General features: G+C 40.1%; 14 protein-coding genes. 3 read left to right on the top strand and 11 right to left on the bottom strand.

Features of this window, described 5'->3' with window-relative positions:
* Positions 1-18 precede the first annotated feature (18 nt).
* The 3 genes from IFO69_RS17045 to IFO69_RS17035 are packed head-to-tail and all read right to left on the bottom strand — an operon-like array spanning position 19 to position 2,365.
* The gene (locus IFO69_RS17045) at positions 19-624 is read right to left on the bottom strand and encodes a bifunctional nuclease family protein (RefSeq protein ID WP_192011341.1); all 606 of its coding nucleotides are present in this window, start codon (positions 622-624) and stop codon (positions 19-21) included.
* A gap of 11 nt (positions 625-635) precedes the next feature.
* Positions 636-1,601 (bottom strand): electron transfer flavoprotein subunit alpha/FixB family protein, encoded by a 966-nt coding sequence (locus IFO69_RS17040; RefSeq protein WP_192011340.1) that lies wholly within the window; start codon positions 1,599-1,601, stop codon positions 636-638.
* A gap of 26 nt (positions 1,602-1,627) precedes the next feature.
* The gene (locus IFO69_RS17035) at positions 1,628-2,365 is read right to left on the bottom strand and encodes an electron transfer flavoprotein subunit beta/FixA family protein (protein WP_192011339.1); all 738 of its coding nucleotides are present in this window, start codon (positions 2,363-2,365) and stop codon (positions 1,628-1,630) included.
* A gap of 74 nt (positions 2,366-2,439) precedes the next feature.
* On the opposite strand from IFO69_RS17035, the gene IFO69_RS17030 reads away from it, so the two are divergent.
* Positions 2,440-2,772: a tetratricopeptide repeat protein gene (locus IFO69_RS17030; RefSeq protein ID WP_192011338.1), complete on the top strand. Its 333-nt coding sequence runs from the start codon at positions 2,440-2,442 to the stop codon at positions 2,770-2,772.
* A 20-nt stretch (positions 2,773-2,792) separates the two neighbouring features.
* On the opposite strand, the gene IFO69_RS17025 is transcribed toward IFO69_RS17030, so the two are convergent.
* From IFO69_RS17025 to IFO69_RS17015, 3 genes are all read right to left on the bottom strand, one after another.
* Complete coding sequence (locus IFO69_RS17025) at positions 2,793-3,794, bottom strand: quinone oxidoreductase family protein (RefSeq protein ID WP_192011337.1); 1,002 nt, start codon at positions 3,792-3,794, stop codon at positions 2,793-2,795.
* Between the two features lie 40 nt (positions 3,795-3,834).
* The gene (dnaB, locus tag IFO69_RS17020) at positions 3,835-5,433 is read right to left on the bottom strand and encodes a replicative DNA helicase (RefSeq protein WP_192011336.1); all 1,599 of its coding nucleotides are present in this window, start codon (positions 5,431-5,433) and stop codon (positions 3,835-3,837) included.
* Positions 5,434-6,025: 592 nt separating this feature from the next.
* Complete coding sequence (locus IFO69_RS17015; RefSeq protein ID WP_192011335.1) at positions 6,026-6,196, bottom strand: hypothetical protein; 171 nt, start codon at positions 6,194-6,196, stop codon at positions 6,026-6,028.
* A 311-nt stretch (positions 6,197-6,507) separates the two neighbouring features.
* On the opposite strand from IFO69_RS17015, the gene IFO69_RS17010 reads away from it, so the two are divergent.
* Positions 6,508-6,891, top strand: a complete 384-nt coding sequence (locus IFO69_RS17010) for a hypothetical protein (protein ID WP_192011334.1) — start codon at positions 6,508-6,510, stop codon at positions 6,889-6,891.
* A 791-nt stretch (positions 6,892-7,682) separates the two neighbouring features.
* Here IFO69_RS17010 and IFO69_RS17005 read toward each other — a convergent pair.
* Positions 7,683-8,828: a hypothetical protein gene (locus IFO69_RS17005; protein WP_192011333.1), complete on the bottom strand. Its 1,146-nt coding sequence runs from the start codon at positions 8,826-8,828 to the stop codon at positions 7,683-7,685.
* A 97-nt stretch (positions 8,829-8,925) separates the two neighbouring features.
* On the opposite strand from IFO69_RS17005, the gene IFO69_RS17000 reads away from it, so the two are divergent.
* Positions 8,926-9,897 carry a GNAT family N-acetyltransferase gene (locus IFO69_RS17000; RefSeq protein ID WP_192011332.1) on the top strand — a complete coding sequence of 324 codons (972 nt, stop codon included), beginning with the start codon at positions 8,926-8,928 and terminating at the stop codon, positions 9,895-9,897.
* Positions 9,898-9,914: 17 nt separating this feature from the next.
* On the opposite strand, the gene IFO69_RS16995 is transcribed toward IFO69_RS17000, so the two are convergent.
* The 4 genes from IFO69_RS16995 to IFO69_RS16980 all read right to left on the bottom strand — a co-directional run bounded on the left by IFO69_RS16995 (position 9,915) and on the right by IFO69_RS16980 (position 14,169).
* Entirely contained in the window at positions 9,915-10,076 is a 162-nt protein-coding gene (locus tag IFO69_RS16995) for a hypothetical protein (RefSeq protein WP_192011331.1), read from the bottom strand.
* Positions 10,069-11,049: a polysaccharide deacetylase family protein gene (locus IFO69_RS16990; RefSeq protein WP_192011330.1), complete on the bottom strand. Its 981-nt coding sequence runs from the start codon at positions 11,047-11,049 to the stop codon at positions 10,069-10,071. The genes IFO69_RS16995 and IFO69_RS16990 overlap by 8 nt, the downstream gene beginning before the upstream one ends.
* Positions 11,050-11,141: 92 nt before the next feature.
* Entirely contained in the window at positions 11,142-12,377 is a 1,236-nt protein-coding gene (locus IFO69_RS16985) for a hypothetical protein (protein ID WP_192011329.1), read from the bottom strand.
* 661 nt (positions 12,378-13,038) lie between these two features.
* Positions 13,039-14,169 (bottom strand): glycosyltransferase, encoded by a 1,131-nt coding sequence (locus tag IFO69_RS16980; RefSeq protein ID WP_192011328.1) that lies wholly within the window; start codon positions 14,167-14,169, stop codon positions 13,039-13,041.
* Between the last annotated feature and the right edge of the window lie 2 nt (positions 14,170-14,171).

Genomic DNA, 14,171 nt, shown 5'->3' with positions numbered 1-14,171 from the left:
CAGGTTTAATTTTTAAATTTAATTTCTCCGATTTATTTCATCTCTAATCCTTGCAGCTCTTTCGTAATCTTCACTATTGATGGCTTTGTCCAGCATCTGGTTCAGTTTATCCAAACTATAATCTTTCAATGCCTCATGTTGCTGTGATTTTGCAGGGCTGTTCTTGCTCTTCTTGCTCGCTTGGGTCTCAGCCTCTTTGGACTCATCTTCTTCATTGAATTCAATGGCTGCCTCTGACATCACTTTTTGTTCGCAGTAAATCGGTGCATCAAACCTTACCGCGATGGCAATCGCATCAGACGGCCGAGCATCGATTTCTACGGTCTTCTTTCCATCCTTGCAGACAATCTTGGCATAAAAAACCCCTTCCCTCATGTCAGAAACAAGAATATGATCAACAGAGAACTCAAAATTAGAAGCAAAAGACTTGAATAAATCATGCGTCATTGGCCTATTGGGCACAATCTTCTCAATTTCAATGGCAATAGCCTGGGCTTCAAACATACCGATCACAATAGGTAACCTTCTGGTACCTGTGGTTTCGCCCATGACCAAGGTAAAAGACCCTGACTGAGAGTGATTGGATGAAAGACCTAATATTTCTAATTCTACAGTATTCTCCACTAGCTAGCTATTTACTTTATCGCCTTGACAGCTTCAGTTAATTTAGGCAAAACTTCAAAAGCATCCCCTACAATTCCATAATCTGCTGCCTTGAAAAATGGGGCTTCAGGATCTTTATTGATCACCACAATATATTTAGAAGCATTGACACCTGCAAGATGCTGAATAGCACCTGAAATTCCAACCGCTACATACAAACTCGGTGCAACTTTCACACCTGTCTGTCCAACGTGTTCATGGTGAGGTCTCCAACCACTATCCGAAACTGGCTTAGAACATCCAGTTGCCGCTCCCATGGCCTTCGCCAAATCTTCAATAAGATTCCAGTTTTCTGGCCCTTTCATGCCCCTACCACCAGATACAACAATATCCGCTTCAGGTAAGGAAATCTCATCAGTGGCTTTATCTGTGGAAGTGATTTTAGCAGCAAAATCCGAATCTGACAATGTCACTTCCAATTTTTCAACACTCGCATCCGCACCATCAGCCTTTAAGGCAACTGCATTTTTCTTTACAGCAAGAATTTTGTTGGCAGTGGTGATTTCTGAATAAGCAAACGCTTTTCCAGTATAGATGCTTCTCTTCACCTTATAACCACCATCTGTTTCGGGCAATGCCACCACATTTGAAACCAACCCGGCTTTTAGCTTGATCGTCAACCTAGCGGCTACAGCATCTCCCAATGAAGACTTGGCCAGTACCAAAGTGTCTGCACCTACTTTTTCAAAAGCCTGAGCCACAACATTGGCATGGGCCTGAATAATGCCTGCATTAAGCTTATCATCCTCTACCTGCAATACTTTAGCAGCACCGGCACTACCTGCCTTTGCAAGTGCCCCTTGATCTATTGTCCCCAAAGCCACTGCTACAACTTCTTTACCTTCTTTTTCTGCTAAAGCTGTAGCATAAGATACCGCTTCCAAGGATGTTTTTTTTATAGCACCATCCGCATGCTCGATATATACTAAAATAGACATATTACGCTCTTTTAAAATAATGGGAATTAAAGCACTTTCGCTTCATTTTGTAAAAGTTGGACCAATTCTTCAACATTGTCCTTATCAATCAGCTTCACTGCTCCTTTAGCAGGAGGAAGTTCATAAGAAATGGTTTTAGTGGCAGCGTCCTCACTGACAGCTTCCACCACGTTCAATGGCTTGGTCCTAGCAGACATGATCCCTCTCATATTAGGGATTTTCCACTCAGCAATAGGCTCTTGACAGCCAGCCACAAAAGGGAGATTTACTTCCAAATATTCCTTCCCTCCTTCTATTTCTCGGGCAAGCTTCGCTGTTTCTCCCTCTAGGTCTAGTTTCATCACTGGTGAAATAGATGGCATTCCCAGCATTTCTGCTACCATACCATGTACCATACCACCATTAAAGTCGATAGATTCTCTTCCCATTAAAATCAAATCATAGCCACCTTCTGTGGCATAGTGAGCGATTTGGTTGGCCACAAAAAGTGAATCTGAAGGAAATGCATTGACTCTTATGGCTTCATCAGCACCAATCGCCAAAGCTTTTCTTAAGGTCGGCTCAGTTTCGGCCTCTCCCACATTCAACACAGTAAGGCTTCCTCCCGTTTGATCACGGAGCTCTACCGCCCTAGCCAAGGCATAGTCGTCGTATGGTCCAATTATAAACTGAACACCTGTTTTATCGAATTGGGTATTATTGTCAGTAAATTGAATCTTGGATGTTGTATCCGGTACGTGGGTAATACAAACCAGAATTTTCATATATATTATTTTATTTATTTTCTATAAATTTCCCGTGAATTTAAGGAATCCAACTATAATTAAAAAACCTATTTATGAGCAATTCCTCCCGAATTGAGCAACTGTTACAATTTGCAAAAGAAGAACCAGACAACCCATTCAACCTTTATGCTTTGGCCCTGGAATACCAAAAAACAGATCCTGACCAGGCGGTTGGTTATTTTGAAAAACTGCTGTCAGACCACAGTGATTACCTACCTACTTATTATCACGCCGGAGCCTTATTCACTGAATTAGAGGAACTTGAAAAAGCAAAAGCAACCTATGAATCTGGCATCCAACTGGCTGACAAACAAGAAAATCAGCACGCTTTAAGAGAGTTGAAAAATGCCTACCAAAACTTTCTGTTTGAAAATGACCTGGACTAAACCAGGCATTTTACTTGGATTCAATCAATTTTAACTACCAATTTCCCTGTTTGTTTTCCCGCTTTCATTAATTCAAAAGCTTCCAGAGATTTTTCAAGTGGCCGGACGGAATCTACCAATGGAGTGATTTTTTCTTCGTTTACGAATGTCACCATATCCTTGAAATCCTGATCACTCCCCATCGTAGTCCCTTGCAAGGTCAGTTGGTTCCAAAAAATCCTTCTAGCGTCCAACATCGGTGGATTCCCTAAAGTAGCACCATAAAAAACCAATTTCCCTCCTGGTTTCAAAAGTTTAATCAAATCAGGAAGTGTATCTCCCATAGCGGAATCAACAATCAGGTCCATCCCTCCTGTTTGGGAAAGAGCATCCTCTATCCAAGACTCATTTTTATAATCAAAGCCCTCCTTGACCCCAAAGTCTTTTGCTCTATTTATCTTAGCCTTATCACTGCTACTCACATATACTTCTGCACCGGCCGTAACAGCAAACTGGGCAGCAAACTGCGCTACACCTCCACCAATTCCAGTCACCAATACTGTCATCCCAGGCTGTAACTGACCATGATAGAAGCAAGCCCTGTAAGCCGTCAGTCCTGCCAATGGTAAAGACGCCGCTTCTTCAAAGCTTAAATGGGAAGGTTTTTCACATAACCTACTGGCCTCTACATGTACATATTCTGCTAAGGTGCCATTGGATGGCATCCCTAGGATCTGAAAATCTTTTGATTGAACCTTCTGGTCCTCTCCCCAAAAAGTAGCTGCATTGATTATCACTTCTTTTCCAAGCCATGACGATTCAACATCTGAACCCACTTCCACCACTATTCCAGCCCCATCAGAACCTAAAACCACCCCATTACTGATATTCGGATACCTACCTTGTCTGCACCATTCATCCCGGTGATTCAAAGCTGCTGCCTTTAACTGCACTTTCACTTCATGTGGTTTCAAGTCAGGCAAACTTACTTCTTCCAATGAAATTCCTGTGGGTTTATCAAGGTTAAGGGTGATGGCTCTCATTGTATCTATGACTTTTATGTTCTAATTCTTTCAGCTTTTCTTAAAATGGTGCAGGCTCATTGCTGCCCAATCCTCCTGGGAAAGCATCATCTTCATCCGGTCCATTGGCTTTACTTTGGATTCTGATCATATTGGAATCATCAAAGCCTTTTCCGCCTGCTGCTGATGGGAATTTATTACCATACATGGCTTCCTGGGCCTGTGGCTGATATGGAACATTGAGCTCAAGATCAGCAAACTTGGTGTATTTACCTATAAAGCGAAGCCTTACCGTTTCCAAAGAACCACTACGGTGCTTGGCAATAATTACCTCGCCAGTTCCCAAAGTACTGTTTCCTTCCTCATCTTCATTGATACCGTAATATTCAGGACGGTAAAGGAACATTACAATATCCGCATCCTGCTCGATCGCTCCAGATTCCCTCAAATCGGAAAGCTGTGGCCGCTTATCTCCTCCCCTGGTTTCTACTGCCCTGGAAAGCTGGGAAAGTGCAATCACCGGAACCTCAAGTTCCTTGGCAATTTTCTTCAATGCACGAGAAATACTCGAAATCTCCTGCTCCCTGTTGCCACTGGCGCTTGACTTTGAATCCCCAGACATCAGCTGCAAGTAATCGATCACAATCATTTGGATATCACTTTGCGCTTTCAAACGACGGCACTTGGCCCTTAACTCCAAAATGGATAATGCCGGGGTATCATCCACAAACAAAGGGGCCGATGACAGTTTGCTGGTTTTATGGATCAACTGCTCCCACTCATAATCAGCCAGATTACCCTTTTTGATTTTTTCTGAGTCCAGCTCAGCTTCTGAGGATATCAAACGGTTTACCAACTGAACTGCTGACATCTCCAGAGAGAAAATCGCTACAGGACGGCTATGGTCCACCGCGGCATTTCTAAGCACCGAAAGGACAAAAGCTGTTTTACCCATGGCAGGACGAGCCGCTATAATCACCAAATCGGATTTTTGCCACCCAGAAGTTACCCTGTCCAAAGCTGTAAAGCCACTTGGTACCCCTGTCAGTCCATCTGCCAAGTCTTTCTTGCCCTCCAACTCAGTAATGGCTTCCCGCATAATGGACTTCATGTCCGCATAGTTTTTACGGATATTATTTTCGGAAATTTCGAAAAGAGAGGATTCCATCGTATCCAATAGTTCAAACACATCCGTAGTTTCCTCATATGCTTCACGCTGTATCTCTGAACATATCCGGATCATATGCCGTTTCATGGCCTGTTCGGTGATGATTCTGGCATGGTATTCAATATTGGCCGCAGAGGATATTTTGGAGGTTAGTTCCGTAATATAAAAAGCGCCACCAGCAATTTCCAGTTTACCATTTTTTCTCAGCTTATTCGTAACAGTCAAAAGATCGATCGGCTCACTTTCGTTAAAAAGCATCAAAATCGCATCATAAATCTCTTTATGGGCATCCTTGTAAAAACTGTCCGGCTTTAGAATATCCACCACAGCCGTGATGGCTTCTTTTTCAAGCATCAAAGCCCCCAAAACCGCCTCTTCCAAATCAATTGCCTGAGGGGGGATCTTCCCTACCCCATTGACCAAGCCAGCCTCTAAACTGTTTTTTCTTCTGTACGATGTACGTTCTCTTCCTGTGGTATTTCCTTCTGCCATAGTAACAAATGTAGCTCCTTTGAACCAAAGATTTTAAACAATTTATTCACTTGCTTATCAACAGGCTACTTAAACCATTTACGTTCAAACACTTGCAATTATTACACCTATCAATTTAAAGTTTTAAATGTTATTTTCCGGAAACCGGAAACCACCTGATCGAAGTAGGCCCATAACCAAAAAGGAGTCCTATTCCTATTTAACTTTGTCCATAGTTTACAGATCTCTTTATAATAAAGAATACGTAATGAACCAATCTGATAGATAAACAAAAGCCATTGGCTTAATATTCAATCAATAAGGCAAGATTTAAACAACAAATTCAATTTGCGACAATAAGATCAAAGAGTGAAAAGATAAGGCTGAAAGTGCCCATACAAGAAAAAGCTTTGAAATATATTAACCTTTTAATATTTAGTTAACCAAGAACATATTATATAGCCTGAATTTCCGAACCTTTGAACATTAAATTACCTAAAGTAGTATGAAATTTATAATAAAAGGCCCTTGGAGCATATGGTTTTGAAAAACTGCAGAAGGTGTTAAGAAAATGAGTTAGCTTGCGAAGTGGACAAGCAAGATCCACTCATTTTTAGCCGACAGCAACTGGCACAAAATCAAATTGAGTCAAAAGAACCGTAATCGAAAGCAAAATTTTCTCTATTTGAAGAACCTCTCCCGACCACTGTACGGGATGCTCCACAGGCCTAGTCCCGATAGCTATCGGGATTTGCTTCTTTTCATCAATGGAAATGCGAAGCATTCATGATGACCTTTAAAAGTCTATATATACCTGAATAAAAGAACAGAATACACCAAACATTCTCTTAGAAGCCGAATGACTAAAATAGACCTCAATTCAAAATAGCATTCATCTAATTAAACCATATTCACTTATAGAACCTCACAACCATTACCTGCGAAAATACCGCGATACTGGTATTTTATTACCCGTTGATTATCAATACCTTTACAATATCAACATTGATAAACATGGCACATTAATGAACCACCAAATGAATTGATTGCTGTACAAAATTTTTAACAGGGCCTATGCCCATTTATGATTGAACTATGAAAACCTTAACTAAAATTAAATTCCTAATCATTGTTTTAATTGGAGGATTTGTTGCTGTCTTTCCACAAGAAGCCAAAAAGCTCACCTATAAATCCCACCAAGCCACTTACGCCATTGGTAACCAGTTTTTAGAAAACACACAATTGCTTTCCGCATCTTATGAATCAAACAGTGATTGCTTAAAAGAGGATCCAAAAACGCTCTTTAGTGCCATCAGCTTCTCAAAAGCTTCTAAAAACAAGCTGTTTCAAAATGAAAAAAGCACTAAGTGTGTTATAAAAGCTCCTTCCTATTATTCATACGAATCAAAACTTACTCCACAAATCAAACTGCTGTTCAAAAATATTTGCAGCCAAATGCACCTTAACCTTCAATGCTAATTTTTTTAAACCAAGAAAAGGTCTTAGGTTCACTACTTTAAAGTGATTCTAAGACCTTTTATTTTGTCTATATCTCAGCTATATCCATCTTTTCCAGCTAAACAAAAAACTATTGTCCTAAAACGCAAAAAGCTATGAAACAATATCCCATAGCTTTAGTCAATTAACAATAAACCCAAAATAACCTGCTGTAGGGGAAGGACTCGAACCTCCACGGGGTAGTTAGGCAAAACACGAGCTCGATATTTGCTTTTTCCATTGACCCCCACCCCCGAGACAGGAGGGCTTGTCTGCCAATTTCAACACCCTACAGTGTAGTATAAATACAAAACTTAAAATCTTTTACTGTAGTGCGAAAGTCAAAACAAGTATTTTTTGACCCCGAGACAGTCCCGATAGCTATCGGGATGCCAATTTCAACACCCTACAGTATATAAAGACCTTTTGTCTTTCTGTTTACATTTCAAAGGTAATACATTGATTTATAAATTCAAATTTCAGCAACAAAACAGCAAAATATTTACATATTATTTAATTTATTAACTAATTTATTGAATAAACACTAAAACAAACGAAAAATATCAAGCCACTATTGCTGATATTTTAACAGGAATATATAAATAGCCCTAAACAAGCGCTTAACCACCTTTTTCAGTAAATCAAAACTATACCTATGTTCATAAACCAGCCCAATCTCCTGATGTATAGTAGAATTGTTTTTAGCCTTATGGTAGTTTTCTTAATTTGGTAAAGCCTATCAATACACTTTCCTAAAATCCAAAAGCAAATGCTTAAACACTTTGTTCTCTCTCATGCATACTTCCTATCAAAATCAAGGGAAAAAGCATATACAGACTTTTCATCCGCATCATAATTCCCAAGTTACTTAGGGTATTCGCATAAAGCATCGTGGTAACTAAAAATACTAAAATGCCAAACTTCATCCAGAAAGGTACCTCTGTCCAATTGGCTAGCTTTGCTCTAAAACTCACAGCCACAAGCATTAAAATAAAAACTGCATTTTCTATAGAAGCGATTCGGGTGCTCCAATTATAGGCATCAAAAAATAATGGCCTAAACCAATATGTTCCCAATCTTTCTACTAACGAATAATTGACCATAGGCACCCTGGATCCCACGCTCTCACTTGAAAGCATATTGAACTGTCTTCCAATAAAAGAATAAACACCCTCAATATCAAAACTATCCACTCCCACATGCACAAAAAGTACAGGTATTGCCCCTAGTGAAAGAAGCAAAAGTCCTCCACCAATTAATTTACCTTTCTTAAAGCCAGAATCAAAGAAAACAGCGGCCATACCCAGACAGAAAATAAATACCCAAGCCAAATAGGGACGCACCATGAAAACAAGGGCCGTTGATAGTACTAGGTAGGTAAGGTTCTTTCTATCCAAGCCCCACAAACATAAGGCTAGGCTAAAAAAACACAAAGCTTCTTTACCAACTCCAGCAGTCCAAAAATGTAGATTGGGAAGGTACAAAAGGAGCACAGCCCAAGGGACACCAAAAATAAATTTGGCTGTTTTGAAATGCTTATAAAGTAATATAAACAAATACCTAAAGCCCAAAAAGCCAACCAAACTGTACAATAAATTCCCTGTCAAAATACCCCAGGACAGGTAGGAAGAGGGGATATAATTGAGCCAATACATAAAAGGATAGCCTATCCCAAAGTAATCCCACCACCCTTGGGCATCAGGATTGGCCAGTGGACCATTTAAATTCCAATACGCAACAGCATCACCACCATTGGCCTTGATATATTGGTGATAGATAAAGGCGAAAATCAACTGGACTACAAGAAGTAAATGTAAATGCCCAACTGCTTTTCTGGGGAGAATCCCCTTTTTTCCCAAACTCCAATTTGAAAACACCAATAACAGCAGAAGCAGAAAAACAAAGAAGTACTGTAGCATATTGACTTAGGGTATCAAGAACAAAAATGAACTTTTAGATGAATAAAAAACAGGACAAGCTAGAAAATAATCATAGAAATCGACTTATTTTGGACCTATGCAGATTAGAGAAGCCAAGGCCTCAGATATCCCCACAATCGTCAATTTATTAAAGGTTTCCCTCGGTGAAAGCTTAATTCCCAAAAGCCAAGCATTATGGGAATGGAAGCACCTCCAGAGTCCTTTTGGGGTCTCACCTGTTTGGGTAGCGGAGGACAATGATAAATTGATAGGAGTCCGGGCATATATGCCATGGGAATGGACAAAAGATGAAATACAACTTAAAGCATTGCGTGCTGTAGATACCGCAGTCCATCCCCATTACCAAGGAAAAGGTCTTTTCAAAAAACTTAGTTTGGGATTAATGGAGGACTCCAGCAAGAAAGGTTTTTCATTCGTATTCAACACCCCTAACCAAAAAAGTTTGCCTGGTTACCTGAAGATGGGATGGCAAAAAAAAGGAAAATTACCGTTAAGAATTGCTATTGTTAGGCCTATTCATTTATTAATGGGCATTTTAACCAAATCTGTTCAGCCTATTGATTTAACTCCAATGGATTGGTCCAGACTAAAAGCAATACCCTTAGAGGATATTAAAAAAAGTAATTTCCTTACCACTAGAACTAGCTTGGAATTTCTTCAATGGCGTTACGCCCAAAATCCACTGTTTAATTATGGATACATAAGCGATGAAAAAAGTTACCTATGCATTTTTAGAATTAAATCTTACCCTTGGTCAAATGAATTGCGAATCACAGAACTTTATCCTTTAAAGAAAGAATCTTTGATCAACCAGAAACATTTGCAGTCCCAATTGAAAAAGCTATTAGCAGAATTCCCTATTGACTTTATTTCTTATTCTGCCGGATCCGCCGTTCCAATTCGATCTTTTGGAAAGGTCAGGTTCTTCAAAGCCAAAATAGGCCCTTTGCTTACTTTGAGAAATATGACCCTAGAGGAAAAGGAATTCAATGACTTTTTTAAGGAGGAAGCTTTCTCTATGAGTTTGGGAGACCTAGAATTATTTTAGTAAAACAATAACAGTTTCTATTCTGTCAATAAGAGGATAGAAACTGGAGTAGCTTCGTCTTTGAGCTTTCTCTGGTTACCGAAAAGCCCTGACCAATCCCATAAAGAATTTGGGTTATTGATCTTTTTGGAGGAAACGGATAATCGAAATATTTTTGAATCACCTGCAGACTTACTCATTATTTCGTTCCACTCCATGAAGCATTTCCGTCAGCTGCCCCATATTGACAGATTCCATTCCATATTTTTGATGAAGAGATTGATAATGCTCCAAAATAATGGTGAGATCCTTTAAATTTTCGGTGGTCTTGTACCCAAAATTATGAGGGTGCCACCAAAGGTGATATATTAGATCATTTTGAGCGGCAAAGGTCATTTCGCTTATAATTCTTCCCAATCGTGCTTTCTGAAGTGTCTTATACCCTTTATGAATAGGCCTTAAAAACCTAGATGATGGTAATTGAACGGGAAGTTCTTCATTGACCTGAATGGAATCGAGTGAAAATGAAGTTTGATTCCCAAGAGGTAGTAATGTATCAGCCGTACGAAAAGTCTTTCGAATGATCCCCGCACTTTGAGGTGACCTCCAAAACCAATCAGATGGATTAATCCTGACATTGGTAAACCCTTCTTCCTTACAAACTTTTAAGTATTCCAAACCATATTGATTTCTTGGAAACACCAAAGATCTGGGAACAAGGCCTGCCTTTTCAAGAAAAACCCTTTGATTTGCCTTTAGATCAGCCCGAAACTGTTCTAAATTTTGTCCCTCCTCCATGGTATAATAGTGCGAGTAAGTATGACTGCCTAACTCCTGACCAGCAGTATTTAGAATTCCTTTTACTAGATCCATAGCAGAATGATAGGCGGGGAAATAACCGTGCTGCTTCACCCATTGATAAGGAGAGTTGGCCATATTGGAATATGCTGGTTGTAAATCCGGACTGTAATGCCCCCACTCTTCCAGACTCTCCGTCAGAAGCATCCCCACGGTAGCCCAAGTTACAGCCACCTGATATTGCTCCAATAAGCTCAGTTTTTGAGGGATCATCTTTCTGGTCTGTTGGAAATAATCACCCTTATCCTCCAATTTGACCTTGTCAAAAATCCCCCAATGCAGTTCAAAGTCAAGCGATATCACTAAATAGGACATGGTATATTCTTATTAAAATTATCCGAATGGGCTAACTCATCAGCAATCGAACATTGAACGATAGAAATGATCACCTCCTCTATCCTCATCTCTTAAACGCCCTGACCTTTTCTCATTACTTCCCATTTCTTTTCAAGCTCTCTTTTCCTTTGTGTCCTGAGCTGGGCATACTTCATCCGTCTTTTCAACCTTTTTGTTTCTTTCCAATCCAAGAAGGCTACCACCACAAAAAACATAAAATACATGATCATGCTTTTTTGACGGATAATGATACCCAAATTGGACATCACAAATGTCATAGAAAACGAAATACTGATAAAAACCACGGCAGACATCTTCACCATAGCAGAAGCTTGACGGATAAAACTTAAAAAGTCCCGCTGAAAGATCTTGGTGAAATAAACCAAACAGAATAGGTTTTCTACTGATACGAAGATGCCCAGGAAATTGGGGGCGTCAATAAACAAAGGCCGAAACCAAAAAGTAAATAGTTTGACAGGAAGACTATAGCTCCGCATATCCACTGAAGAACCAGCATGCTGAAGTTGGCCCGCGGTAAAACCAGTCTGACTCACAAAGCTCTCCCAGACATTGTCCTCATCCAACCGGAGGTAAATAAGCAACTTATCATATATCAACACCGAAATAGTAATCCCTATAATTACAGAAAGGACCTTTTGGTATAGTGGCATCTTCTCCCTTCCCAATAAAAAAGACAATCCCATTCCGATCATGATCGCAAAGAAAATATGGGGCCTGATAAAATAAGTCAAAAAGCCACCCACTGCCAATATCACCTTCCTATGGCCCGGATAAGAAAGCCCATACACCAACATGCCTATTCCACAAAATATGGCACTTCCCTTTCCCAAAGAGGATGTCCAAAAATGCATATTGGGAAGAAACATCAACAAGGTAACAATGTCATAACCTTGGAACTTGATCCTCAGGTTTAGGTTCTCTTTGAAGAATAGGTAAAAAAATAAAAAACCGATATACCCCAACCAGCCAAATAAAACCATCATCATTTCATAATTGAAATGCAGGTATTGGACAAAGGGAAAAGCCAACCATTCAATAAAATGTGTTCCATTGGAAAACAACTCCATCCAACCTACTTCTGGAAATTCGGCATTATGATAATAGGCATGGGAATCTGAGTTTCTAAACTGACCATAAGTATAATAAATAGCCACAAAAAGCATGTGGTACCAATACAGGTTGTTCAGCACTTGGAGATTTACTGCCTTTTGCTTTCCCTTTAAACTGGTCAACAAAGGCTGTGTCACCCCATAAAGTATCAAGATAAGTACTATCCCGCCTATCATTTAAAACTAATTTTCATCCCATAATTTGAACATAAATACAGAGAACTACATGAGAAAAAGTATTTATGTTTCTCAAAATTTGTTTTACAGCTATCCCGTTTATTTCCAGTAAATCAATCAAAAGAAGTATTTAATAAAGAAAATCATATGCCGGTGGAACAATCTTTTAAAATTAAATTTAGAAAAAGAATTATTCAACTGAATTCATCTGGCTGGCCTTTGGAGAATTCGTTTTTGGGACAGTTGATTTGGGCGTTAAGAAAATGAGTTAGCTCGCGCAGTGGAGGGGCGAGCGTAAAGAAAACAGTCAATGACTGTTTTTAGCGAGTAGCCAGCTTGCGGGGAAGGCCCACTCATTTACCAGGTCGGTTCCTCATCCTAAAGAGCCGATCCCAATCACTATCGAGATCTATATCCACTCATTTTTAGCCTAAAGCGACTGGCACAAAATCAAATTGAATAAACAAGAATGTTTTCGAATCATAGCCTGCTCAATTTGAATATCTTGCCCGCCAGTGGCGGGAGGCTCCATGGCCTAGTCCCGATAGCTTTCGGGATTTGGCTCTTTTCATCAATGGAAATGCGAAGCATTCATGAAGACCATTAAAAACTATTTTATCACTGAATAAAAGAACAGGAAATTTAAAGTTAGATTGAACACTTATGTCCTCAAAGCGCTCTGATACACTTCCTCCACCTTCGACACCATCTGCTCCAAGCTAAAGTTCTCCTCTACCCTTTGGCGTGCTCTATGGCCCATTTCACGACACTGAGGGTGATCTTCGATCAATTTTTCAGCGCCCTCCACCAATTTTTCAGGCTCATCTTTTGGGGCCAAATAGCCTTCCACTCCCTCTCTGATAACCTCTCCAATCCCCCCTACTTTAGTACCAATAACCGGAAGGTCACAAGCCATGCCTTCCAACATGGCTACCGGAAGTCCTTCAAATGCCGAGGTGATCATGTAAATATTCATGGCTGATAGATAAGGCAAAACGTTGGCCTGCGTTCCTACCAAGTGAATTCTCTGGCTCCATGCTGCTGTTCCTATTTGAGCTTTCACTGCCCTCATTTCACTACCATCTCCAACCAGTATAAAATGAACACTGCTAAACTTCCGGGAAATGGACTTGGCCACTTTCACCCAAATACCCAATCTCTTTTGCACCCGAAAAACTGCCACCTGACCAATTACAATGGCATCCTTTGGAATTCCCAACTTCTTCCGGATAGCCTGCCCCTTCTCTTCTGATCGTTGAAAAGTATTTGTATTTACCCCATTAGCAATGGTTAGAATTTCTGGGCTTTTGGAAGATACGTGGTAGCTTTTGAGTATACTAGACTTCACTTCATCAGAAACAGGAATAACAAAATCCTGCTGATCGAACGTCAATTTATTCATCCAACGTGAAAGCATATTGTACCTCTCCCACATATTATGTTCGGTATATACCACTGGAATCCTGGACTTTACCCCCACCAGCCTTCCCAAAACCCCAGCCCAAGGAAGGTGACAATGAATGAGGTCTATTTGGTGTTCACGTACATATTCGGCCACTGGCCGGATCATTTTTGCCAGCCCCAAATTACTGGAGGGCAAAAAAGTTACCTGAATACCAGCTTCCTCCAACTCATCTTGAATATTGCTTGGGCGCCTATAAAAATAAATACAGTGAAACGCATACTGTTCTTGATCATGTAATGCGGCTGTTTCAGGAATCAACTTTTCCGCACCTCCTCTTCCCAAGGACTTGATCAAATGGAGCACACGGGTCTTTCTATTTTGTTTCACTG

It is taken from the genome of Echinicola arenosa (genome assembly GCF_014841125.1).
Taxonomy (GTDB): Bacteria; Bacteroidota; Bacteroidia; order Cytophagales; family Cyclobacteriaceae; genus Echinicola; species Echinicola arenosa.
This window is presented reverse-complemented; position numbering and strand designations above follow the sequence as displayed.